The sequence below is a fragment of the Streptomyces antioxidans genome (genome assembly GCF_000968685.2).
Lineage (GTDB): Bacteria > Actinomycetota > Actinomycetes > Streptomycetales > Streptomycetaceae > Streptomyces > Streptomyces antioxidans.
In genome coordinates this window covers 32,959-53,696 of sequence record NZ_LAKD02000032.1, presented here as the reverse complement: position 1 = coordinate 53,696, position 20,738 = coordinate 32,959, and the positions used below count along the sequence as shown (strand labels likewise).

Below are 20,738 nucleotides of genomic sequence, written 5' to 3'. Positions count from 1 at the left end.
ACCCCGGGGGTTGGCGCCCATAGCGTCCGTATCGGGACAAGAAGACCAGTATGCCGAAAGGTGCCCCGAAGGGTGCCCGGCGGAGAGACACAACCCGGCTTGGAGAGGAGGAGACGTGGCGGAACAACTGAGCCTGCCGACGCCCGGCACCACCGGGCCAGGTATCACCGGGCAGCACGGCGTGACCAGGCACAGCGTGCCCGGGCAGGCCGCGGGGCCCGTCGATCTCACCGACGTCCGTCTCATCGGCTCCCAGGCGCCGGACGCGGACTCCCTGATCGCGTCGGGGACGGCCCGCGACGAAATCCCGGACCGGTCGTCGGCGGCGATGCCCGACGAGGCCGCGGACCGGCCCTCGGCGGACGAGGCCGACGAGATCGACGAGATCGGCGAGTCCGACCCGGTCGGCGACCATGTCCTGCCCGTCCCGCACATCTGCGAGGCGGTCGCCACCGTACGGCGGCGGGCGCACGCGCTGCTGTCCGAATGGGAGCTGCCGGCCGACCGGCTCGACGAGGCGCTGATGGTGATCTCGGAGCTGGTCACCAACGCGATCCTGCACGCCCTGCCCCCGGCCGTGCTGCGGCTGAGCTGGACCGAGTGCGAGGGCGGCGCCGGTCTGCGCATCGAGGTCACCGACGGGGGCCCGGTCCCCGCCGGTCAGCGGGCGGACGAGGACATCGAGCCCGATGAGCACGGCCGTGGGCTCGGCATCGTCACCGCGCTGTCCTCGCGCCACGGCAGCCGCACCTGCCATGAGGGCATCACCTGGTGGGCGGATCTTCCGGCCTAACCGACGGACCGGTCCCAGGTGACCGGCAGCCGGTGGACTCCGTAGATCAGCATGTCGTGGCGCAGCGGCACCTCCTCGGGCGGCACCGCCAGACGGAGCGTGGGGAAGCGCCGCAGCAGGGCGGGATAGGCCGTCCGCATCTCCATCCGCGCCAGATGCTGCCCCAGACACTGGTGAATGCCGTGGCCGAAGGCGATCTGATCGCCCGGGTCACGGGTGATGTCCAGGGTGTCCGGGGCGGCCAACCGCGCCGGGTCCCGGTTGGCCGAGGCCAGCGACCCGACCACGGTCTCCCCGGCCCGGATCCGCGCTCCGGCGATCTCCAGGTCCTCCCGGGCGACCCGTACGATCCCGAACTGGACGATGGTCAGATACCGCAGCAGCTCCTCGACCGCGTGGTCGATCACCTCGGGCCGCTCGCGCACCCCGCGCGCCTGCTCGGGGTGGCGCAGCAGCGCGTACGTGCCCAGGGCCAGCATGTTCGCCGTCGTCTCATGGCCCGCGACGAGCAGCAGCAGCCCCACACCGGTCAGCTCCTCGTCGGTCAGCCCGGCCGCCGTGGCGTCGCCGGTGCCGCGGTCGTGGGTGCCGCCGGGCGCGCCGTGGTCGCCGTTGACGAGACGCGAGAGCAGCGCCTCGTCCGGCCGCCGCCGTTTGGCGTCGAGCAGCCCGCGCATGTACTCCCACAGCGCGTCCCGGGCCGCGTAGACGTCCTCCTCGGGCTGGCCGAGCCGGAGCAGCACGGTGGCCCACCGCTGGAAGTCGGCCCGGTCCTCGTACGGCACTCCCAGCAGCTCGCAGATCACCAGCGAAGGGATCGGCTGGGCGAAGGAGGTCACCAGGTCGGCCGGGGGACCGGCGCGCTCCATCGCGGCCAGGTGGTCCTCGACGATCTCCTCGATCCGCGGCTGCAGCCCCCGCAGCCCCCGGGCGGTGAACCACTTGCTCAGCAGCCGCCGGTAGCGGGTGTGCTCGGGCGGGTCCATGCCGATGAACGAGCCCAGCATGCGGCGGTCGTCCTGGCGGACCGGAAACGCGTGCACCGGTGAGGAGGCGCGGCGGCGGTCCGAGCTGAAGCGGTCGTCCGCCAGCAGCCGCGCCACGTCCTCGTGCCGGGTGAGCAGCCAGCCCGCCTTTCCGTCAGGGAAGGCCAGCCTGCTGGCCCCGCCGTCCTCCCGCAGCGCCGCGTACGCACCGGGCGGATCGAAGGGGCAGTCACGGTGCCTGGGCAGTGGCGCCGGAGCCGATGTGCGTGATGTGACGGACACGGAAACGCTCCCTTCGAAGGCGAACCGAGTCCCTCCCCTTCGCGTGTGTCCCTCCCTTTCGAGCGTAGCCCCGCCCGATGGGCCGGGCGACGCGGCGGGCCGCGCGACCGGGCCCGTGCCAACGGGCCGTCGCCGCGCGGTGCGATGATGCGCTCCCCACGCCATCTACTCGCCCCGCCTACGGGCCCACACACAGGGACAACACGTGGTGACCACATCGCATTCGGCAACGCAGGCAACGCAGGTAACGCAGGTAACGCAGGCAACGCAGGTAACGCAGGCAACGCAGACGACGGGGGCGGCGCACCCCGCACAGCAGGCAGGTGAGGCAACCCTCGACCGGGTCTCCTGGATCCGGGTGTCCTCGGTCGTCCTTCCCCTGGCCACTCCCATCAGCGACGCCAAGGTGCTCACCGGGCGCCAGAGGCCGATGACGGAGGTGGCCTTCCTCTTCGTCGAACTCGCCACCGAGGAGGGGCACGAGGGCATCGGCTTCAGCTACTCCAAGCGCGCCGGAGGGCCCGGCCAGTTCGCCCACGCCCAGGAGATCGCGCCCACCCTGCTCGGCGAGGACCCCAGCGACATCGCCAAGATCTGGACGAAACTGGTGTGGGCCGGTGCCTCCGTGGGCCGCAGCGGGCTGTCCACCCAGACGATCGCGGCGTTCGACATCGCCCTGTGGGACCTCAAGGCCAAGCGGGCCGGGCTGCCACTGGCCAAGCTGCTGGGCGCCCACCGTGACACCGTCCGCTGCTACAACACCTCCGGTGGCTTTCTGCACACGCCGACCGAGCAGCTGCTGGAGAACGCGACGGCCTCCCTGGCCAGCGGGATCGGCGGTATCAAGATCAAGGTGGGCCAGCCGGACGGCAAGGAGGACCTGCGCCGGCTGACCGCCGTACGGGAGCACCTGGGCGACGACGTACCGCTCATGGTGGACGCCAATCAGCAGTGGGACCGCCCCACCGCACAGCGCATGGGGCGCGCCTTCGAGGAGTTCGGCCTGGTCTGGATCGAGGAGCCGCTGGACGCCTATGACGCGCCCGGCCACGCGGCCCTCGCCGCCTCGCTGGACACCCCCGTGGCCACCGGGGAGATGCTGGCCAGCGTGGCCGAACACTGGGAGCTGATACGCCACGGCGCGGCGGACATCATTCAGCCCGACGCACCGCGCATCGGCGGCATCACCCAGTTCCTCAAGCTGGCCACCCTCGCCGAGCACCACCATCTGCAACTCGCCCCGCACTTCGCGATGGAGATCCACCTCCATCTGGCGGCCGCCTATCCGCAGGAGCCGTGGGTGGAGCACTTCGACTGGCTGGAGCCGCTGTTCAACGAGCGGCTGGAGATCCGCGACGGCCGGATGCGGGTGTCCGCGCGGCCCGGTCTCGGCATCACCCTCAGCGAGCGGGCCCGTGCCTGGACGGGCGCCGAGGTGGAGTTCGGCGCCCGATAGGCCCCGTTTCCCGCCGACCCCGGTCACGGATCCATGGCCCTACCCATTGACCCGTGGTGTTCACCCCTCTAGCCTCCATCTGCATATATAGACGGAGTGCATGTACGTGGGCTCCTTGGCCGTCTGGCAGCCGTTCGACCCTCCCGCTCGACCGGCCGCAGTTCAAAGGGGAACGGAAGACATGCCTCTAGTCGTCGTCGGAATCAGCGTGGCGATCCTGCTGTTCCTCATGACCAGGCTGAAGCTCAACGGCTTCATCGCCCTGCTCCTCGTGGCCGTCGGGGTCGCGCTGGTGCAGGGGGTCGAGACGGAGAAGATCCCCGATGTCCTCGCGGAGGGCGTCGGGGGTCAGATCGGCGACACCATGCTCGTCGTCGGTCTGGGCGCCATGGTCGGCCGGGTCATGGGCGACTGCGGCGCGGCCCAGCGCATAGCCAACACCCTCATCGACACCTTCGGACTGCGCTGGGTCCAGGTGGCGATGGTGGTCACCGCCATGCTCATCGGCGTGACCATGTTCTACGAGGTGGCCTTCGTCATCATCGTGCCGGTGGCGTTCACCATCGTCCGGGTCACCCGCAAGAACCTGCTGTGGGTCGGCCTTCCGATGTCCATCGCCCTGTCCACCATGCACAGTTTCCTGCCGCCCCACCCCGGGCCCATCGCGGTGGCCTCGACCTTCCACGCCTCCGTCGGCCTGACCCTGTTCTACGGGCTGTTCATCGCCGTCCCGGCCGGTGCGCTGATCGCCCTGGTGTGGCCGCGCCTGCCGTTCGTCCGCCGGATGGACCCCGAGATCCCCAGGGGCCTGGTCACCGAGCGCACCTTCACCGAGGAGGAGATGCCGGGCCTCGGCTGGTCGCTGTCGGTGGCCCTGGTCCCGGTGGTGCTGATCGCGGGCGCCGCGGTGACCGACATGGCCGTGTCCGGCTCCGGTCCGGTCCTGCACGTCATCACCTTCATCGGGTCGGCGCCGATCGCCCTGCTGCTGACCCTGCTGCTGGCGGTGTGGGCTTTCGGCCCGCGGATCGGCCGCAGCCTGTCCGAGGTCAGCGCCTCCTGCAACTCCGCCGCCCAGGCGATGGCGATGATCCTGCTGGTCATCGGGGCCGGGGGCGCGTTCAAGCAGGTCCTGGTCGAGGGCGGGATATCCGACTACATCAAGGACCTCACCGACGGCTGGTCCATCTCGCCGATCGTCCTCGCCTGGCTCATCGCCGTCGTCCTGCGGGTGGCGCTCGGATCCGCCACCGTGGCCGTGGTCACCGCCGCCGGTGTGGTGCAGCCGCTCCTGGAGAACGGCGGAGTCCACCCCGAGCTGATGGTCCTCGCCGTCTCCTGCGGATCGATCGCGTTCAGTCATGTGAACGACCCCGGCTTCTGGATGTTCAAGGAGTACTTCAACCTCTCCGTCATCGACGCCATCAAGGCGCGCACCACCTACACCACCGTGCTCGCGGTCCTCGGCCTCGGCGGCGTGCTGGCCGTAGAGGCCGCCCTCGAAGCGCTCAATGTCTGACACCCCCAAGGACGCCACGATGAGCCAGCCGACCGTCATCTCCTTCTCCGTCTATCCGGTCGCCGGGCGGGACAGCATGGAGCTGAACCTCTCCGGCGCCCACGGCCCCTACTTCACCCGCAACGTGGTGGTCATCGAGGACTCCGAGGGCCGTACCGGACTGGGCGAGGTGCCCGGCGGGGAGAAGATCACCCAGACGCTGCGGGACGCCGCGTCCCTCGTCATCGGGGCGCGGGTGGGCGACTACAAGCGGGTGCTGCGCGAGATCGGGCAGCGGTTCGCCGAACGCGACGCCGGGGGCCGGGGCACCCAGACCTTCGATCTGCGCACCACCGTGCACGCCGTCACCGCCGTCGAATCCGCCCTGCTGGACCTCCTCGGACAGCATCTGGAGGTGCCCGTCGCGGCGCTCCTGGGCGACGGCAAGCAGCGCGACGCGGTACGGGTCCTGGGCTACCTGTTCTACGTCGGCGACCCCGACCGCACCGATCTGGAGTACGTCCGGGAGCCCGGCGCCGACGCCGAGTGGTACCGCATCCGCCACGAGGAGGCGCTGACCCCCGAGGCGATCGTCCGCCAGGCCGAGGCCACCCATGACCTCTACGGCTTCGCTGACTTCAAGCTCAAGGGCGGGGTCCTGGAGGGGAAAGAGGAGGTCAAGGCGGTACGGGCGCTCAAGGAGCGGTTCCCCGAGGCCCGTATCACCCTCGACCCCAACGGCGCCTGGTCGCTGCGCGAGGCGATCGAGCTGTGCCGTCCGCTGCTCTCCACGCTCGCCTACGCGGAGGATCCGTGCGGCGCCGAGGACGGCTTCTCCGGCCGGGAGGTCCTGGCCGAGTTCCGGCGCGCCACCGGACTGCCCACCGCCACCAACATGATCGCCACGGACTGGCGGCAGCTGACCCACGCGCTGGCGCTGCAGTCCGTCTCCATCCCGCTGGCCGACCCCCACTTCTGGACCATGCAGGGGTCGGTGCGGGTGGCCCAGCTCTGCCATGAGATGGGCCTGACCTGGGGCTGCCACTCCAACAACCACTTCGACATCTCCCTGGCGATGGTGGCCCACTGCGGAGCCGCCGCCCCGGGCGCGTACAACGCCCTGGACACCCACTGGATCTGGCAGGAGGGGCTGGAACGGCTCACCGTCGAGCCGCCGCGGATCGCCGGTGGCGAGATCGCCGTCCGCGACGCCCCCGGTCTTGGCATCCGGCTCGACCGCGACAGGCTCCTCGCCGCCCACGCCCTCTACCAGGAGAAGGCGCTGGGGGCGCGGGACGACGCGGTCGGGATGCGCTATCTCATCCCGGGCTGGACCTTCGACAACAAGCGGCCCTGCCTGGTGCGTTGAGGAGCGGCCCTGACGGCGTGTTACCGCACGGCGGACGCGGCGGGGGAGGAGGTGGCCTCCGGAGTGGCCGGGGAGGCCGAGGAGCCCGGCGCGTCGTCGACCGGGGCGGGCGGGGACGGCGTGGGCGGTTCACCCTTGCCCTCGAGCGAGGCCGGTTTCTTCAGGACGACCGTGGGCTCACCGGGCTTGGGCAGCACCGGCTTGGTGAAGTCCGGGCCCTGGGTCGGGGTCGCGGTGATCTGGGCGGGAAGCCGCTCGTAGTCGACCATCCCGGTGTTCTCCATCTGGGTGATGTGGTCAAGCACCGTGTTGTTGGCCTGGGTGGCGAGCTGCCGCACCAGGGTGTTCTTGCTGGTCGCCCGGATCTTGGCGATGGCGCTGAAGATCTGGCCGTGGGTGATGCGCAGGATCTGGGCCATCTGGCCGTCGAAGTTCTTGCCCGTGGCGGCCGTCAGGGTGTCCAGGAACCCCTGCTGCTGCGGCGTGGGCTTGTTGGGGAGGGTGATGCCGAGTTTGGGCGCGATGTCCCGTGCGGCGTCGTCCAGTTGCGCATGCCCCACGATCAGGTGTTCACCGGCCGTCTGCACCGCCGCCGTGGTGCCCCTCTTGAGGGCCAGCTCACCGACGGGGTACTCCCACAGCCCGGCCAGCCTGACCTTGACCACGAAGTCCCGGTCGGCGCCGGTGAGCGGTCCGTACTGGGTCGAGCTCGTCTTCGCCAGGTTCGCCTGGTTCGTCTGCTGCACACCCGTCAGGACGGGCGACATGATGACACCGAGGGTGACCACCACGGAACCTATGAGGAGGGAGGTACCTGTCACGAAGTACCGGGATCGCATAGAACCTCCTGGCGGGGACGCCGGTCGTTGAGCGGAGCAGTGGCTGCCCGTACGTGCACCGGCGAATACGGATCACGAAGGCCCTCTGCTCAATGGTCCGGCGGCCGTTTCTATATCTTTGGACCGTTACTTACCGCCGCATATGGCCTATCTCACAGCGGTCTCCCGGGCGCTCCTTGCCGAGGACGTCCACCAGCCGCCGGAGGGCCGGGTTCGGGCTGTCGGGGCTCCAGCAGGCGTGGAGGGTGACGGAGTGGGCGTCGGCCGGGGCCAGTTCGCGGTAGCGGACGCCATGGACGCCCATGGTCATGATCGAGCGGGGGATCAGGGCGCAGCCCAGGCCCGCGCGGACCAGGGCGAGCATGGTGGGGACCTGGGAGGTCAACTGGCTGACGGCGTAGCGGTCCACGCCGATCATCGCGGCGCAGATGTCGTGCAGATAGCGGGAGCCCTCGGGGCTGTAGCCGATGTAGTCATCGGCCACCTCGGTCAGGGCGACCGGGGCGTCGCCGTCGTCATGGGCCAGCGGATGGCCGGAGGGCACCGCGAGGACAAGGGCCTCGGAGTGGACCAGGAGCGAGTCGTACCCCTCGGGGATGGGCGGCCGCACCAGACCCAGGTCGATGCGCAGCTCCGAGAGGGCGGCGAACTGATCGGGGCTGACCAGTTCGGTCAACTCGACCGCGACATCGGGGAGATGCCGCTTCACCAGGTCCAGCACATCGGCCAGGATGGCGTACGCGCCGATCGCGGTGAACGCCAGCCGCAGGGTGCCGGTGCGGCCCTCGGCGGCGCGGCGGGTGGCGTTCGGCGCGGCCTCCAGCAGGGCCAGCACCCGGTGGCAGTGGTCGAGGAAGACCCGGCCCGCCGCGGTGATCCGGGCGCCACGTCCGGTGCGCTCGAACAGGACGACGTCCAGGGTGCGTTCCAGCGCCTGGATCTGACGGGTCAGCGGGGGCTGGGTCATGTTGAGTCGGGCGGCGGCGCGGCCGAAGTGCCGCTCCTCCGCCACCGCCACAAAGCCGCGGAGCTGCTGCAGGGAGAGGTTCATGCCCTCACGGTATGGGGCGATGCGAAAGTGGGCTTGGACGGGCATGGCGTCGTGACCCTACGGTCATGACGACCGCCAGGCCAGATCCGCGCCGAGCCCGTCCGAGGAGCCAGGTTGTCCAGACTCGCCGTCGCCATGACCCCCCAGCGTGCTGCCGATGTGATCAGCGCCGAGACACGGCGGCTGATGGCGCGGCGTTACGAGGTGAGCTGGGCCGATGAACCGCTGACCGCGGACGTGGTGGCCCGGCTCGCCGCCGGTAGCGATGTGCTGCTGACCAGTTGGGGCACGCCCCGTCTGGACCCGGCGATCTGGGCCGGTGGCGATGGCCCCCGGGTGGTGGCCCACGCCGCCGGGACGGTGAAGAGGCTCATCGACCGCGAGGTGCTTGACCAGGGCGTCGCGGTCTTCTCGGCCGCCGGGCGGATCGCCTGGTCCGTCGGGGAGTACTGCCTGGCGGCGATGCTCACCCTGGCCCGCCGGCTGCCGCTGTTCGACACCGCGATGCGCGCGGGCGGCTGGAAGCAGAGCGGCTTCCGCGGCGGTGAACTCAGCGGCCGCCGGGTGGGCGTTCTCGGTGCGAGCTCCACCGCCCGCGCCCTGATCACCCTGCTCAGGCCGTTCCGCTGCGAAGTGGTGGTGTACGACCCGTATCTGGACCAGGATGCGGCCGCCGCGCTGGGGGTGCGGACCGCCACGCTCGAGGAGGCCCTTGGCTGCCCGTTCGTCTCCGTCCATGTGCCCGACCTGCCCGACACCCATGGGCTGGTGAGCGCCCGGCTGATCGAGCGGATCCCCGACCACGCCGTGGTCGTCAACTCCGCCCGGGGAGCGGCCGTCGACCAGGGTGCGCTGCTCGAACAGGCTCTGGCGGGGCGGCTGTTCGCCGCGCTGGATGTCTTCGAGCCCGAGCCGCCGCGGCTCGGCGAGCCCGTGCTGAACTGCCCGAATCTGCTGCTCACCCCGCATATCGCCGGGGACACCGTGGACGGGCATCTGGCGCTGGCCGGATATGTGCTGGCCGATGTGGCCGACTGGCTGGACAAGGGGGTCCGCGGTCCGAGCTTCGTGGACCCCGCCTCCTGGCCCATCGCCGCCTGACCGACTCCGGCCCCCGGCGCTCGGTATCCGCTCGTTCACGCCATCGACCTCATGACAGGAGCCCCTTCACCATGTCGCGTATCACGGCGGTCGAGGTCTTCCCCGTGGCCGTGCCGTTCGCCCGGCGGTTCGTCCTGGGCAGCGGCGCCGTCGGCGCCCCCGGTCAGCCGGGAGGCGCCCCCGATCAGGCGGGATCGGTCATCTTCGTCAAGCTGACCACCGAGGACGGGGTGGTCGGCTGGGGCGAACAGCGCGCCCTGCCCAGCTGGAGCTATGAGACCGCCGAGACGATGGCCGTCGTCATCAAGCGCCATCTGGCCCCCATCCTCCTCGAACTCACCCCGTTCGACGTGGAGTTGTTCCACACCCGGGCCCGCCGCCGGCTGAGCCCCGCGGTCTCCAACGGCTTTCCGTTCGCCCGCGCCGCGGTGGACATCGCCCTGCACGACGCGGCCGGCAAACTGGCCGGGCTGCCGGTCCACGCCCTGCTGGGCGGCAAGCTCAGGGACACGGTGCCGCTCTGCTCGGCCATCGGGGTGGGCGAGCCCGCCGCCGTCCGGGAACACGCCCAGCAGTCCTCGGACTACACCGCCTACAAGGTGAAGATCGGCGGCGATCCCGCCGCGGACACCGCGGCCATCACCGCCGTCGCGGAGGTCGCCGCGGGCAAACCCCTCTGGCTGGACGCCAATCAGTCCTACCGGCCGACCGCCCTCACCCGTCTGCTGGACGCGGTGCGCGAGGTGCCGCACCTGACGTGTGTGGAGCAGCCCGTGCCGGGCACCGACATCCTCGCCCTGCGCCGGGTGCGGGACCTGATCGGCCTGCCGGTGGCCATCGACGAGGGCAGCTTCACCGCCCAGGACCTGGCCCGCACCCTCCGCCTGGACGCCGCCGATCTGGTGGTCGTCAAGATCTGCAAATCCGGCGGGCTGCGCAACGCCCTGAAGACCGCCCAGGTCGCCCTGGCGGGCGGACTTGAGGTGCTGGCCAGCGGGCTGACCGACTGCGGTATCGGCTTTGCGGCCGCGCTGCACCTCTTCAGCCAGCTGGAACTGGCCCTGCCCGCCGAGCTGAACGGACCGGAGCTGCTGGCCGACCTCTACGTGGCGAACCTGGACATCGTCGCGGCCACCGCCACCGTCCCCTCCGGTCCCGGCCTCGGCGTCGAGGTCGACGAGGAGCGCATCCGCGCCGAATCCCTGGACCTGGCCTGGTCCTGAACATCCGCGCACCCAGCCCCAGCAGCGAGGAGACGACGATGTCTTCCAGCTTTTCCCGGCGTGCCCTGCTCAAGGGGGCGGCCCTCGGCGGGCTCGCCACCACGGGAGCCCTCAGCGGCTGCGCCTCCGGTCCGCCACCCGGCACGGCGACGTGGTCCATGTGGTCCAGCAGCCCTGAGGAAAACCGGGTCTGGGCCGACTTCGGACGCTATGTCGAGCGGCGCATGCACATCAGATCGGCCTCCACCCTCACCCCGTCCGACAGCTATCCCACCAAGCTCGACCTGCAGCTCGTCAGCGGAACGGCCGGTATGGTCACCGCCCTCAACGGCTGGCTGATCCCCACCTACGCCTCACGCGGCGCACACCGGCCGCTGGACGACCTCATCGCCGCGGACCCCGACTTCGACCTCGACGACTTCTACCCCGCCATCCGGTCCATCTCCTCGTTCGCCGGCCACACCTACGCCATCGGCTTCGATGTGGCACCCACCGTGCTCTACTACAACAGGACGCTGCTGGAGCGGAACGGTGTCGATCCGCCGTCCCCGACCGAGCCCATGAGCTGGGACACCTTCCGGGACCTGGCCGTCGAACTGAGCGAGCCGAAGGACCAGTACGGCTTCACCTGCGCCCCGAGCATCGACGACCTGGTGTCCTGGATCTACTGCGCCGGTGGCGATGTCGTCGACGGGGACCGTGGCACCAGCCCCCTGGACGCCCCCGAGGCCCTGGAGGCGATCCACTACGTGGTCGATCTGTTCGTCAAGGACCGGGCCACCCCGCCGATCGACAATCTCGCCCAGAGCGCGTCCGGCGCCGCCCTGGCCAACTTCCTCCAGGGCAATGTGGCCTTTATGCAGAACGGTCCGTGGCAGGTGCTCAATGTCCGCGAGGCCCCGTTCACCTGGGACGTCGTGCCCTTTCCCGCGGGACCGGCCGGATCCACACCACGGGTGTCGGGCTCCAGCTTCGCCATTCCCTCGGGCGTCCGGGGCGATGACCTCGAGCTGGCATGGCGGCTGCTGAAGACCCTCACCAGCACGGGCGCGCTGGACATCTACGCACGGGCCGGGCGCAACAACCCCGCCCGGCTCTCCGCCGCGAGCGCCTTCGAACCGCCGCCCGCCAACCTGGGCATCGTCCAGCGGATCCTGAAGGGCGAGGTCGCCGGCGGCCATCCCTTCAACGTCACCACCAACTGGAACCGCGTCCGGCTGCTGCTGGGCCAGGACCTGCCCCGGGCCTTCCTCGGCCAGGTGAGCGTCCGCGACGCGATCGACGGTGTGATGCCACGGCTGAACGCCCTGATGCGCCAGCACCGGGACGCCGTCCGCCAGGCCGCCTGAGGAGGATCACGATGGCTGTCGAAACCCCCACCGCGGCGACCGAGGCCCCACGGCGCGGCCCGCGCGGCCCGCTGCGCCGCCCCCGGCTCCGGCGCCACGGCTCGGAGACGGTCGCCGCCTGGCTGTTCCTGCTGCCGAGCCTGGTTGGATTCCTGGTCTTCACCGCGGGACCGGTGGTCGCGGCCGGGGTGATCTCGCTGCTGGACTGGAACCTGTTCAGCCCGCCCCACTTCATCGGGCTGGACAACTTCGCCCGGCTCGGCCCGGACACCACCTTCTGGTCGGCGCTCGGCAACACCGCGTACTTCACCTTCGTCAGTGTGCCGCTGACGCTGCTGGTCAGCCTGGGCCTTGCGGTGCTGCTCAACCAGGGTCTGCGGCGCATGGCGGTGTTCAGGTCGCTGCTCCTGCTGCCCTACGCGACGATCACCGTGGCCGTGGCCTTCGTCTGGGTCTGGCTCTACATCCCGCACGACGGGCTGATCAACGCGGTGCTCGGCGCCTTCGGGATCGACGGCCCGGCGTGGCTGATCTCGGACGACTGGGCCATGCCCGCCCTCATCCTGATGAGCGTCTGGAAGAGCTTCGGCTTCGGCATGGTGATCTTCCTCGCCGGGCTGCAGGCCATTCCACAGCAGCTCTACGAGGCGGCCAGGGTGGACGGTGCCTCGCCCTGGCGGACCTTCCGCGCGGTGACGCTGCCCCTGCTCTCGCCCTCGGTGTTCTTCACCGTGATCACCTCGATCATCGGCTCCTTCCAGGTCTTCGACCAGGCGCTGGTGATGACCGACGGCGGGCCGGGAACCAGCACCACCACGCTGGTGATGTACATCTACCGGACCGGATTCCAGAACTACGAGCAGGGCTACGCGGCCGCGCAATCGATGGTGCTGTTCGCCTTCATCGTCGTCATCACCGCGGCACAGTTCCTGCTCCAGCGGAGGCTGGTGCACTATGACCTCTGACATGCCCGCCCTCGCGGCCCTCCGCCGCTCGCCCGTGGCGGCCCGGCGGCTGCTGGTGTTCACCTGCTTCCTGGTCACCGCCGTCACCCTGACCCCCATCGTGATGATGGTGCTGGTGGCCTTCCAGTCCGACGCCGAGTCGATGGCGGCGCGGCCGTCGTTCTGGCCCGGCAGCTGGCATCCGGAGAACATCGGCCGCGCCTTCGACCTCGTCCCCCTGGGCCGCTATCTGCTGAACACCGTCTTCTTCGCCGGGGGTACGGCGCTGCTGGAGACGGTCACCGCGGCGCTGGCCGCGTACGCCTTCGCCCGGCTGCGCTTCCGGGGCCGCAGCGTGCTGTTCGGCGTCTATCTGACCACCTTGATGATCCCCTCGCAGGTCACGCTGATCCCGCAGTTCATCCTGGTGGCGAAGGCGCACGGGGTGGACACCTGGCCGGGGATGATCCTGCCGCACGCCTTCACCGCGCTCGGGGTGTTCCTGCTCCGCCAGTTCTTCCTCGGCGTGCCGCGCGACTACGAGGAGGCCGCCCGCCTCGACGGGGCGAACCGCTGGCAGACGTTCATCCGGGTGATCGTCCCGCTCGCCGTCCCGGCCATCGCCACCCTCGCGGTGTTCAAGTTCATCAGCCAGTGGAACAACCTGCTCTGGCCACTGGTGATATCCAACAGCGACTCCACCAGGACCGCGGCGGTCGGCCTCCAGGTGTTCCAGTCCACCAACGGCACCCAGTGGAATCTGCTGCTGATGGCCGCCGCCATCACCACCGTGCCGCTCATCGTGCTCTTCTTCCTCACCCAGCGCTGGTTCGTCAAAGGCATCACCATGAGCGGACTCGGAGGCCGCTGACACCATGACATTCCTCTGGTCCGTCTTCACCAAACCGTGGTCCACGCTGCCCGGCGACACCCTGGGACGGCTGGTGTCCGGCCTCGGCTTCACCGGCGCCGAGATCCCGGTCCGGGACACCGCGTATGTCACCCCGGCCGAAGCCGTACGGCTGCTCCCGCAGTTCACCACGCGGCTGCGGGCCGAGGGCGTCGAGGTGATCAGCGTCGCGAGCGAGCTCCGTGAATCCGTCTTCGCGGCCTGCCGGGACGCGGGCGTACCGATGATCCGGGTCATGGCCGAGCTGGGCCCCGACGGCTACGCCGCCTCGGTCCGCAGGGCACGGCGACGGCTGGAGGACGCGGCGCCGCTCGCCGAGGGCTATGGCGTCCAGATCGGGGTGCAGCCGCACCACGGGCGCTATGTGTCCTCCGCGCTGGGGGTGATGGACCTCCTCGACGGCCTGCCGGTGGAGCACTTCCGGGTGATCTGGGACGCCGCCCATGACGCGCTGGCGGGCGACGATCCGCGGGTCACCCTGCCACTGGTCGCCGACCGGCTCGGCCTCGTCAACCTCAAGAACGCCATCCATGTGCGCACCGAACCGGCCGGTGAGGCCGTCGGCGGGCACTGGAAACCCTGGTTCGTACCCGGGCCCGAGGGACTGGCCGACTGGTCGGCGGCGCTCGGTCAGCTGGCGGCGCTCGGCTATGACGGCCCGGTGTGTCTGTCCGGGCAGTACTCCGATCCCGGCGTCCCGGTCGAGGAGCGCCTGGTGGCGGATCTGGCGGCGGCGCGCGGGGCGGCGGGCGCCGCGTGACAGAGGCTCCTACGGAAGTCCGCCCGGCTCCGGGCCCCGGTAACCCGGCCGGGACGAGGCGTCGATGCCCACCTCGTAGCGGATACCGGGGTGGAGGGCGTTGCCGTCGACCCGGGCGCCGGTCGAGTGGTAGGCGAGGCCGATGGCGTGGTGGGTGGGGGCGGCGAACTCATTGCCGGTGATGGTGGCGTTCCGTACGTCCTCGAACATCAGGGCCTGGGAGGCGCGCAGCGTCTCGCAGTGATTGCCCCTGATGGTGAAGTCGCCGGTGGTGCCGTGGCCGTCACCCTCGCCGTCGTTCGGGCCCTCGGCCATCAGACACATGTTGTCGATGTCCTCGCAGCGGTTGTTCTCGATGCGGACGCGGTGGCTGGGCGGGGTGTCGCTGGCGAAGGTCTGCATGCAGTCGGCGTGTCGGCCATGGCTGTTGTCGGTGTCCCGGACGGTGTTGTGCGCGATGGTCAGATCGTCCCCGAAGAACCGGATGCCATCGCCGTCCCCGCCCCTCGGACCGATCACGGTGTTGTTCCGCACGGTGACGCGGTGGCCGGTCAGCTCGATCCCGGGTGCCTCGGGCCGGACGGACCGGAACCCGTCCACGATCACATCGTCGGCCTCGATGGTGATGCCGTCCACGGCGTCCCCGCCACCGGCGTAGGTGATCGGGCGCCCCCGGCTCCCGCCCTCGGTGATGACCAGCCGCCGCCCGGACAGATCGCCGTCGAAACAGACGGTGTCCCCCGGCTTCGCCCGGCGCGCCGCCTCCCGCGGAGTGGCCGCGCGCAGGGTGCAGCGCTCGGCCCCCTCGCCGACGGTGAGCGACGCCGTCGGCCCGGCGGCCCGTCCCTGGGGCCACGGCGGAGGCGCCAGGGCGGCCAGCAGGGCGAGAACCGATACGGCGAGAAAGCCGAGGACGAGTCTCCAAGTGATCCGCATGGCGGGAACCGTAGGGCGGCATCCCGGGGACCGGTCCCGCCGTCAGCCGTGCGCCACTGGCCTCCGGTTCACCCATCCGTCACCGTACGCCCATAGGTTCGCTCCGACACACGGAAGGGCGTGATCCCCGATGGAGACGCACAGAGCGCGGCAGAAGAGACTCAGGTGGCGATCGGCGCTGGCCGGCGGGGGAGTGGCGGTGGCCATCGGCGCACTGCTCGCCCCGCTTGTCGAGGCCCCCGCGGCGAGCGCGGCGCCACGGGCCGACGAGGTGCGCCACCCCGTCGACCACGTGGACCCGCTGATCGGCTCCGCGGGCGGCGGCAACACCTACCCGGGCGCCACCCTGCCGTTCGGCGTGATCGCCTGGTCCCCGACCAGCACCACCGGTGACCAGACCAACACCGCGGCGGCCAACGGCTATTCGTACGACACCACCCGGGTCCGTGGCTTCAGCCTCACCCATGTCAACGGCGCGGGCTGCCACCCCGGAGCCGCGGGCGATGTGCCGATCATGCCGTTCGTGGGGGAGGTCGACAGCTCTCCCACCGCCGACACCAAGGACCAGAAGTACGCCGCCACCTTCTCGCACGAGAAGGAGAGGGCCGAGCCCGGCCGCTACCGGGTGGGGCTCGACTCGGGCGCGTCCGCCGATCTCGCGGTGAGCGAGCGGGCCGGTGTCGCCGACTTCTCCTTCCCCCGGGACGCCCCGGCCCGGCTGCTGTTCCGCACCTCCAACTCGCTCAACGGCAGCGAGAACGCGCATATCGAGATCGACCGCGAGCGGCACGAGGTGACCGGCTGGGTGCTCACCGGCGCGTTCTGCGGACGGCGCGCCAACGGCGGCGAGAACAACCGCAAGACCTACTACCGCCTCTACTTCCACGCCTCGTTCGACCGCGCCTTCTCCACCGTGGGCACCTGGGAGAACGACCGGCTCGCACCCGGCGCCACCACCGCCGACGGCGGCGAGGGCTATCTCACCGGCGCCGACCGGGCCGGGCGCGGCTCCGGTGGGTACGTGGGCTTCGACACCGCGGACGACAACGATGTCCGGATGCGGCTCGGCATCTCGTACGTCTCCCTCGCGGGCGCCGGGGCCAACCTGCGCGCCGAGATAGCGCCCCGGGCGAGCGTCGCCGACGTGGCCGCCGCGGGACGGGCCGCCTGGGACCGCCGGCTGCGCGCCATCCGAGTCAGCGGCGGCGCTGAGCCGCGCCGCACCGCGTTCTACACCGCCCTCTACCACGCGCTCCAGCAGCCCAACCTGATCAGCGACACCGACGGCCGCTACCCGGGCATGGACGGCACACCGCACCGCGTCCAGCGCGGGCAGACGGCGCAGTACAGCAACTTCTCCGGCTGGGACCAGTACCGCGCCCAGGTGCAGCTGCTCGCCCTGCTCCAGCCCGAGGTGGCCGGGGACTTCGCCCAGTCGCTGCTTAACTTCGCCCGGCGGAACGGCGGGGTGTGGGACCGCTGGGTGCACATCAGCGGCGCCACCCATGTGATGACCGGCGACCCCTCCGCCGCCACGCTCGCCACCTTCTACGCCATGGGGGTGCGGAACTTCGACGCCAAGGGCGCCTTCGACTCCCTGTACCGCCAGGCCACCGTGCCCCACCCCGACGGGCTCTCGGACAAGGGCTGCCCGGGGCAGTGCGAGGGCCAGCGCCCGGGCCTCGCCCAGTACCTGGAGTCCCGGTACGCCGCACAGGACGCCTGCCACTGCTGGGGCGGCGCCGCGGAGACCCTGGAGGACTCCGTCGCCGATGACGCGCTCGCCCGCTGGGCCCGGCTGCTCGGCCGCACCAAGGAGGCCGACGAGCTCGCCGCGCGCGGCGGCTACTGGCGTGATGTGTTCAACCCCCGGGCCACCGGCGCGGCGGGCTACATCCAGGCCAGGAACCGGGACGGCTCCTGGGTGACCCCCTTCGACCCGGCGTCCGACCGGGGCTTCGCCCAGGGCAGCGCGGCCACGTACACCTGGATGGTGCCGCAGGACGTCCAGGGGCTCGCGGAGGCCATGGGCGGCCGGGACAAGGCGGCCGCCCGGCTGGACGGCTTCTTCCACGAGCCCGACGGCTCCTGGTCGGTCCACGGCGGAGACCCGCTCCGCTATGACCCCACCAATGAACCGGGCATCCACGCCCCCTGGCTCTACAACGCGCTCGGGCAGCCCTGGAAGACCCAGGAGACGGTGCGCCAGATCGTCACCACCGTGTACGGCACCGGCCCGAAGGGGCTGCCAGGCAATGACGACCTGGGCACCATGTCCGCGTGGTACGTGTTCGCGGCGCTCGGCCTCTATCCGCAGGCCCCGGGGCGCGCCGAGGCGCTGCTCACCGGCCCGCTCTTCCCCCGCGCGGTGATCGCCCCGGCGGGGCGGCGGCACGTCCTGACCATCGACGCCCCGGACGCGTCCGACACCCGCCCCTATGTGCACGGGGTGCGGGTGAACGGCCGCCCGCACGGCACCTCATGGCTCGACGGCTCCGTACTGCGCCAGGGCGGTTCGCTCTCCTTCGACCTGTCGGACCGGCCGGACACCGAGTGGGCCACCGGCCCGGGGCGGGCTGCCCCGCTGAGGCGCTGGGGGTATTGACCCGCTAGGCGGTCGCGTCGGCGAACGTGTCCGCGCGGATATGGCTCATGGGCCTGCTCGCCACCCGGTACCTGCCATTGGGCACCCGGTCGGATCGGGACACATGGACGGTGAGCGGGCCTGCCCACTCGTAATTCTTTTCCTCCGCATGGCGCATCAGCTGGTCCGTCAGCTCCTGCCCCACATGACAGCCACGCCGGGTCAGCTCCTCGTGGACCTCGTCGGCGAGCTCGACGTCATAGACGTTGGGCACGACCACCCGGGTCGGTCCGCACACCACGGTGTGGCTGTCGCATTCACGTTTCAGCGCGCCCAGGAGTTCGACGGGCTCGCTGCGGACCACCTTGGCGAGCAGTGATGCCTCCCAGCGCTCTATCGCCCTTTCCCATCGGTTCAGCGTCTGCATGTCCTTCCGCGTTCCCGGAATGGATCGCCTCATGCATCGTAGACAGTGTCTACGGACGTCTGGTAGACAGTGTCTATGGCTGAGCGTGAGCAGGACACGGACCTCCGGTCCCGATTGGTGGACGCCGGAGTGGAGCTGGTGGACGAGCAGGGGGTCGGGGCCCTTTCGCTGCGGGAGATCGCCCGCCGGGCCGGGGTGTCGCACGGGGCGCCGCGGCGCTACTTCCCGACGCATCTGTCCCTGCTGTCCGCCATCGCGCGCCGCGGCTTCGAGGGCCTGGCCGCCCAGGCCGGTGCGGCGGTCGCCACCCATGAGGGCGAGCCGCGTGAGCAGTTGACGGCGCTGGCGCACAGCTGGCTCGACTTCGCACTGACCAACCGCGGCATGTTCGAGCTGATGTTCCGTCACGATCTGCTGGAGAGCAACCACTTGGGCCTGCGGGAGACGAGCCTGCCGCTCTTCGCCACCCTCGTCGACCTGGTGGCCAGGGCGCGGCCGGACTCCGGGGCGGAACCGCGGATCGTCGCGGGGGCGCTCTGGGCGAATCTGCACGGCATCGCCCAACTGTGGGGCTGGGGCAGCCTTCAGCTCGCGGTGGGAGTCGATGGTCCCCGGCCGCTGCTGCGGGCCGCGCTCGACGCCCACCTCGGCCCGGAGGTCCGATGAGCTCCCCGCGCGGACGGCGCCTCACCCTCGTCGCGAGCGCCACCGGAGCCGTGATCGTCGCGCTGGACGGCACCGTGCTGACCGTCGCCCAGCCCCGGCTGCAACGGGACCTGGACGCCACGTTCGCCCAGGTGCAGTGGACCAGTACCGGATATCTGATCGCCGTGGCGAGCCTGCTGGTGTTCGCGGGCCGCCTCGGCGACCGCTACGGCCACCGGCGCGTCTTCGCCGCCGGGATGCTCGGCTTCGGCGCCGCCTCTGCGGGCATCGGGCTCGCGGGCGGCATCGGCTGGGTGATCGGGCTGCGGATCGCCCAGGGCGTCTTCGGGGCGCTGCTGCAACCCGCCACCCTCGGGATGCTGCGGGCCGCGTATCCGGCCGACCGGCTGGGCAGGCCCGTCGCGGTGCGGACCGGTGCCATCGGGCTGGCGGCCGTGGCCGGTCCGCTGGTCGGTGGCGCGCTGACCACCCATCTGGGGTGGCGGGCGGTGTTCTTCGTCAATGTGGTGCCCGCCCTCGCCATGGGTCTGGCGGCGCTCGCCGTACGCGCTCCGGCGGCGGCCCGTGAGGCCGCCCGGACTCGGCTCGATCTGCCCGGCGCTGGCCTGCTCGCGGTGGCGCTGGCCGGGCTGGTGCACACGCTCGTCGGCATCCCCGAAACCGGCTGGACGGCGGCGACCGGGCTCGGGCTCGGATGTGCCGTGGTGGCCGGAGGCGTCTTCGTACGGCATGAGCGCCGGACCGAGGATCCCCTGGTGCCGCCGGGGGTGCTGCGGTACGGCACCGCGGGACCGGCGCTCGGTGTGCTGGTGTCCGCGTCGGCCGCACTGTTCGGGGCGCTGTTCCTCGGCACCTACTACCTCCAGGACGTGCTCGCCCTCGATCCGCTCGACAGCGGGGCGCGGGCGCTGCCGCTCGCGGCGATGATGGTGCTGGGCGCGCCGCTGGCGGCCACGCTGACCCGCCGTCAGGGCGCCCGCAGGACGGCGGTGGCCGGGATGGCGCTGGTGGGGGCCGGTGTGCTGCTGATGTCCCGTCTCGGCCAGGCTTCGGGCGCCGAGGCGATCGGTGGCTGCTTTCTCCTGCTGGGCGCGGGTTTCGCCGCCGTGATGGTCACCGCGACCACCGTCGTCGTGCGGGACGCGTCCGTGGACACCGCCGGGGTGGCGGGCGGGCTGCAGCAGACCGCCATGAACATCGGGCCCGCACTGGGGGTCGCCGCCGCCACCACGCTGATGAGCGCGGCCGGGCGGAGCGACACCATCGGACGGCCGCCCGGCGAGGGGCCGCACTGGGCGGCCGATGTCTTCCTGTCGGCGATGGGACCGGCGCTGACGGTCCTCGCGGCGGTGGCCGCGGCCGGTGCGCTGCTGGCCACCAGGCTGCCGGGCCGCGCGGCCACCCGGCACCCCGAGGGGCAGCCGGTGGAGGAGTGCCCGGACGGATCGCCGAAGTCCGGGATCGCGCCGAGCGCCTGACCCCACGGCGGCAGCTCACATCCGTGCCATCGGGGCCGCGGCCGGACGTACGAACCCGCCGCCACCGGTCGCCCCTGACCCGGGGG

Annotated in this window: 17 protein-coding genes and 1 pseudogene; 13 read left to right on the top strand and 5 right to left on the bottom strand. The window is 71.3% G+C overall.

Translation table 11 applies throughout. From position 1 onward, the window contains the following. The first annotated feature begins 115 nt into the window (after positions 1 to 115). Positions 116 to 793 carry an ATP-binding protein gene (locus tag VT50_RS13610; protein WP_240529162.1) on the top strand — a complete coding sequence of 226 codons (678 nt, stop codon included), beginning with the start codon at positions 116 to 118 and terminating at the stop codon, positions 791 to 793. Here the strand turns inward: VT50_RS13610 and VT50_RS13605 are convergent. Then, complete coding sequence (locus VT50_RS13605) at positions 790 to 2,061, bottom strand: cytochrome P450 (protein ID WP_046089007.1); 1,272 nt, start codon at positions 2,059 to 2,061, stop codon at positions 790 to 792. The two genes, VT50_RS13610 and VT50_RS13605, sit on opposite strands and share 4 nt — an antisense overlap. 301 nt (positions 2,062 to 2,362) lie before the next feature. Here VT50_RS13605 and VT50_RS13595 point away from each other — a divergent pair. From VT50_RS13595 to VT50_RS13585, 3 genes and pseudogenes are all read left to right on the top strand, one after another. Beyond that, a pseudogene (locus VT50_RS13595) lies at positions 2,363 to 3,517 on the top strand (L-talarate/galactarate dehydratase); the annotation flags it as partial. Between the two features lie 181 nt (positions 3,518 to 3,698). Continuing rightward, on the top strand, positions 3,699 to 5,036 hold the full coding sequence (locus VT50_RS13590) for a gluconate:H+ symporter (RefSeq protein WP_046089006.1): 1,338 nt from the start codon (positions 3,699 to 3,701) through the stop codon (positions 5,034 to 5,036). Positions 5,037 to 5,055: 19 nt separating this feature from the next. Further along, positions 5,056 to 6,384 (top strand): enolase C-terminal domain-like protein, encoded by a 1,329-nt coding sequence (locus tag VT50_RS13585; protein ID WP_046089005.1) that lies wholly within the window; start codon positions 5,056 to 5,058, stop codon positions 6,382 to 6,384. Between the two features lie 20 nt (positions 6,385 to 6,404). Here VT50_RS13585 and VT50_RS13580 read toward each other — a convergent pair whose 3' ends face one another. Both VT50_RS13580 and VT50_RS13575 read right to left on the bottom strand, forming a co-directional pair. Then, positions 6,405 to 7,223, bottom strand: a complete 819-nt coding sequence (locus VT50_RS13580; protein WP_046089004.1) for a DUF4142 domain-containing protein — start codon at positions 7,221 to 7,223, stop codon at positions 6,405 to 6,407. A 130-nt stretch (positions 7,224 to 7,353) separates the two neighbouring features. Beyond that, positions 7,354 to 8,274: a LysR substrate-binding domain-containing protein gene (locus tag VT50_RS13575; protein WP_079343829.1), complete on the bottom strand. Its 921-nt coding sequence runs from the start codon at positions 8,272 to 8,274 to the stop codon at positions 7,354 to 7,356. A gap of 114 nt (positions 8,275 to 8,388) precedes the next feature. On the opposite strand from VT50_RS13575, the gene VT50_RS13570 reads away from it, so the two are divergent. From VT50_RS13570 to VT50_RS13545, 6 genes are all read left to right on the top strand, one after another. Next, the gene (locus tag VT50_RS13570) at positions 8,389 to 9,375 is read left to right on the top strand and encodes a hydroxyacid dehydrogenase (RefSeq protein WP_046090167.1); all 987 of its coding nucleotides are present in this window, start codon (positions 8,389 to 8,391) and stop codon (positions 9,373 to 9,375) included. A gap of 71 nt (positions 9,376 to 9,446) precedes the next feature. After that, positions 9,447 to 10,598 (top strand): mandelate racemase/muconate lactonizing enzyme family protein, encoded by a 1,152-nt coding sequence (locus tag VT50_RS13565; protein WP_046090168.1) that lies wholly within the window; start codon positions 9,447 to 9,449, stop codon positions 10,596 to 10,598. Between the two features lie 38 nt (positions 10,599 to 10,636). Then, positions 10,637 to 11,947 (top strand): ABC transporter substrate-binding protein, encoded by a 1,311-nt coding sequence (locus VT50_RS13560; RefSeq protein ID WP_046090169.1) that lies wholly within the window; start codon positions 10,637 to 10,639, stop codon positions 11,945 to 11,947. An 11-nt stretch (positions 11,948 to 11,958) separates the two neighbouring features. Then, complete coding sequence (locus VT50_RS13555; protein WP_053048825.1) at positions 11,959 to 12,912, top strand: carbohydrate ABC transporter permease; 954 nt, start codon at positions 11,959 to 11,961, stop codon at positions 12,910 to 12,912. Next, positions 12,902 to 13,762 carry a carbohydrate ABC transporter permease gene (locus VT50_RS13550; RefSeq protein WP_046090170.1) on the top strand — a complete coding sequence of 287 codons (861 nt, stop codon included), beginning with the start codon at positions 12,902 to 12,904 and terminating at the stop codon, positions 13,760 to 13,762. Before VT50_RS13555 ends, VT50_RS13550 begins: the two co-directional genes overlap by 11 nt. Positions 13,763 to 13,766: 4 nt before the next feature. Further along, the gene (locus VT50_RS13545; RefSeq protein ID WP_046090171.1) at positions 13,767 to 14,561 is read left to right on the top strand and encodes a sugar phosphate isomerase/epimerase family protein; all 795 of its coding nucleotides are present in this window, start codon (positions 13,767 to 13,769) and stop codon (positions 14,559 to 14,561) included. A gap of 9 nt (positions 14,562 to 14,570) precedes the next feature. Here the strand turns inward: VT50_RS13545 and VT50_RS13540 are convergent, their stop codons facing one another. Beyond that, positions 14,571 to 15,497, bottom strand: coding sequence for a right-handed parallel beta-helix repeat-containing protein (locus VT50_RS13540; protein ID WP_046090172.1), 927 nt, complete (start codon positions 15,495 to 15,497; stop codon positions 14,571 to 14,573). Positions 15,498 to 15,696: 199 nt separating this feature from the next. Between VT50_RS13540 and VT50_RS13535 the strand changes: the two genes are divergently transcribed. After that, on the top strand, positions 15,697 to 18,102 hold the full coding sequence (locus VT50_RS13535) for a GH92 family glycosyl hydrolase (protein WP_240529161.1): 2,406 nt from the start codon (positions 15,697 to 15,699) through the stop codon (positions 18,100 to 18,102). 4 nt (positions 18,103 to 18,106) lie between these two features. Here VT50_RS13535 and VT50_RS13530 read toward each other — a convergent pair whose 3' ends face one another. Continuing rightward, positions 18,107 to 18,508 (bottom strand): DUF3662 domain-containing protein, encoded by a 402-nt coding sequence (locus VT50_RS13530; protein ID WP_046090174.1) that lies wholly within the window; start codon positions 18,506 to 18,508, stop codon positions 18,107 to 18,109. A gap of 75 nt (positions 18,509 to 18,583) precedes the next feature. Between VT50_RS13530 and VT50_RS13525 the strand changes: the two genes are divergently transcribed. Both VT50_RS13525 and VT50_RS13520 read left to right on the top strand, forming a co-directional pair. After that, complete coding sequence (locus VT50_RS13525) at positions 18,584 to 19,174, top strand: TetR/AcrR family transcriptional regulator (protein ID WP_046090175.1); 591 nt, start codon at positions 18,584 to 18,586, stop codon at positions 19,172 to 19,174. After that, positions 19,171 to 20,652 carry an MFS transporter gene (locus tag VT50_RS13520; protein WP_078840992.1) on the top strand — a complete coding sequence of 494 codons (1,482 nt, stop codon included), beginning with the start codon at positions 19,171 to 19,173 and terminating at the stop codon, positions 20,650 to 20,652. Before VT50_RS13525 ends, VT50_RS13520 begins: the two co-directional genes overlap by 4 nt. The last annotated feature ends 86 nt before the right edge of the window (positions 20,653 to 20,738 follow it).

What these genes read in the sequence shown, in the direction of transcription:
- VT50_RS13590 (WP_046089006.1), top strand. Translation starts at nt 3,699, where the DNA reads ATGCCTCTAGTCGTCGTCGGAATCAGCGTGGCGATCCTGCTGTTCCTC.
- VT50_RS13585 (WP_046089005.1), top strand. Translation starts at nt 5,056, where the DNA reads ATGAGCCAGCCGACCGTCATCTCCTTCTCCGTCTATCCGGTCGCCGGG.
- VT50_RS13580 (WP_046089004.1), bottom strand. Translation starts at nt 7,223, where the DNA reads ATGCGATCCCGGTACTTCGTGACAGGTACCTCCCTCCTCATAGGTTCC.
- VT50_RS13575 (WP_079343829.1), bottom strand. Translation starts at nt 8,274, where the DNA reads ATGAACCTCTCCCTGCAGCAGCTCCGCGGCTTTGTGGCGGTGGCGGAG.
- VT50_RS13565 (WP_046090168.1), top strand. Translation starts at nt 9,447, where the DNA reads ATGTCGCGTATCACGGCGGTCGAGGTCTTCCCCGTGGCCGTGCCGTTC.
- VT50_RS13560 (WP_046090169.1), top strand. Translation starts at nt 10,637, where the DNA reads ATGTCTTCCAGCTTTTCCCGGCGTGCCCTGCTCAAGGGGGCGGCCCTC.
- VT50_RS13555 (WP_053048825.1), top strand. Translation starts at nt 11,959, where the DNA reads ATGGCTGTCGAAACCCCCACCGCGGCGACCGAGGCCCCACGGCGCGGC.
- VT50_RS13550 (WP_046090170.1), top strand. Translation starts at nt 12,902, where the DNA reads ATGACCTCTGACATGCCCGCCCTCGCGGCCCTCCGCCGCTCGCCCGTG.
- VT50_RS13545 (WP_046090171.1), top strand. Translation starts at nt 13,767, where the DNA reads ATGACATTCCTCTGGTCCGTCTTCACCAAACCGTGGTCCACGCTGCCC.
- VT50_RS13540 (WP_046090172.1), bottom strand. Translation starts at nt 15,497, where the DNA reads ATGCGGATCACTTGGAGACTCGTCCTCGGCTTTCTCGCCGTATCGGTT.
- VT50_RS13530 (WP_046090174.1), bottom strand. Translation starts at nt 18,508, where the DNA reads ATGCAGACGCTGAACCGATGGGAAAGGGCGATAGAGCGCTGGGAGGCA.
- VT50_RS13525 (WP_046090175.1), top strand. Translation starts at nt 18,584, where the DNA reads ATGGCTGAGCGTGAGCAGGACACGGACCTCCGGTCCCGATTGGTGGAC.
- VT50_RS13520 (WP_078840992.1), top strand. Translation starts at nt 19,171, where the DNA reads ATGAGCTCCCCGCGCGGACGGCGCCTCACCCTCGTCGCGAGCGCCACC.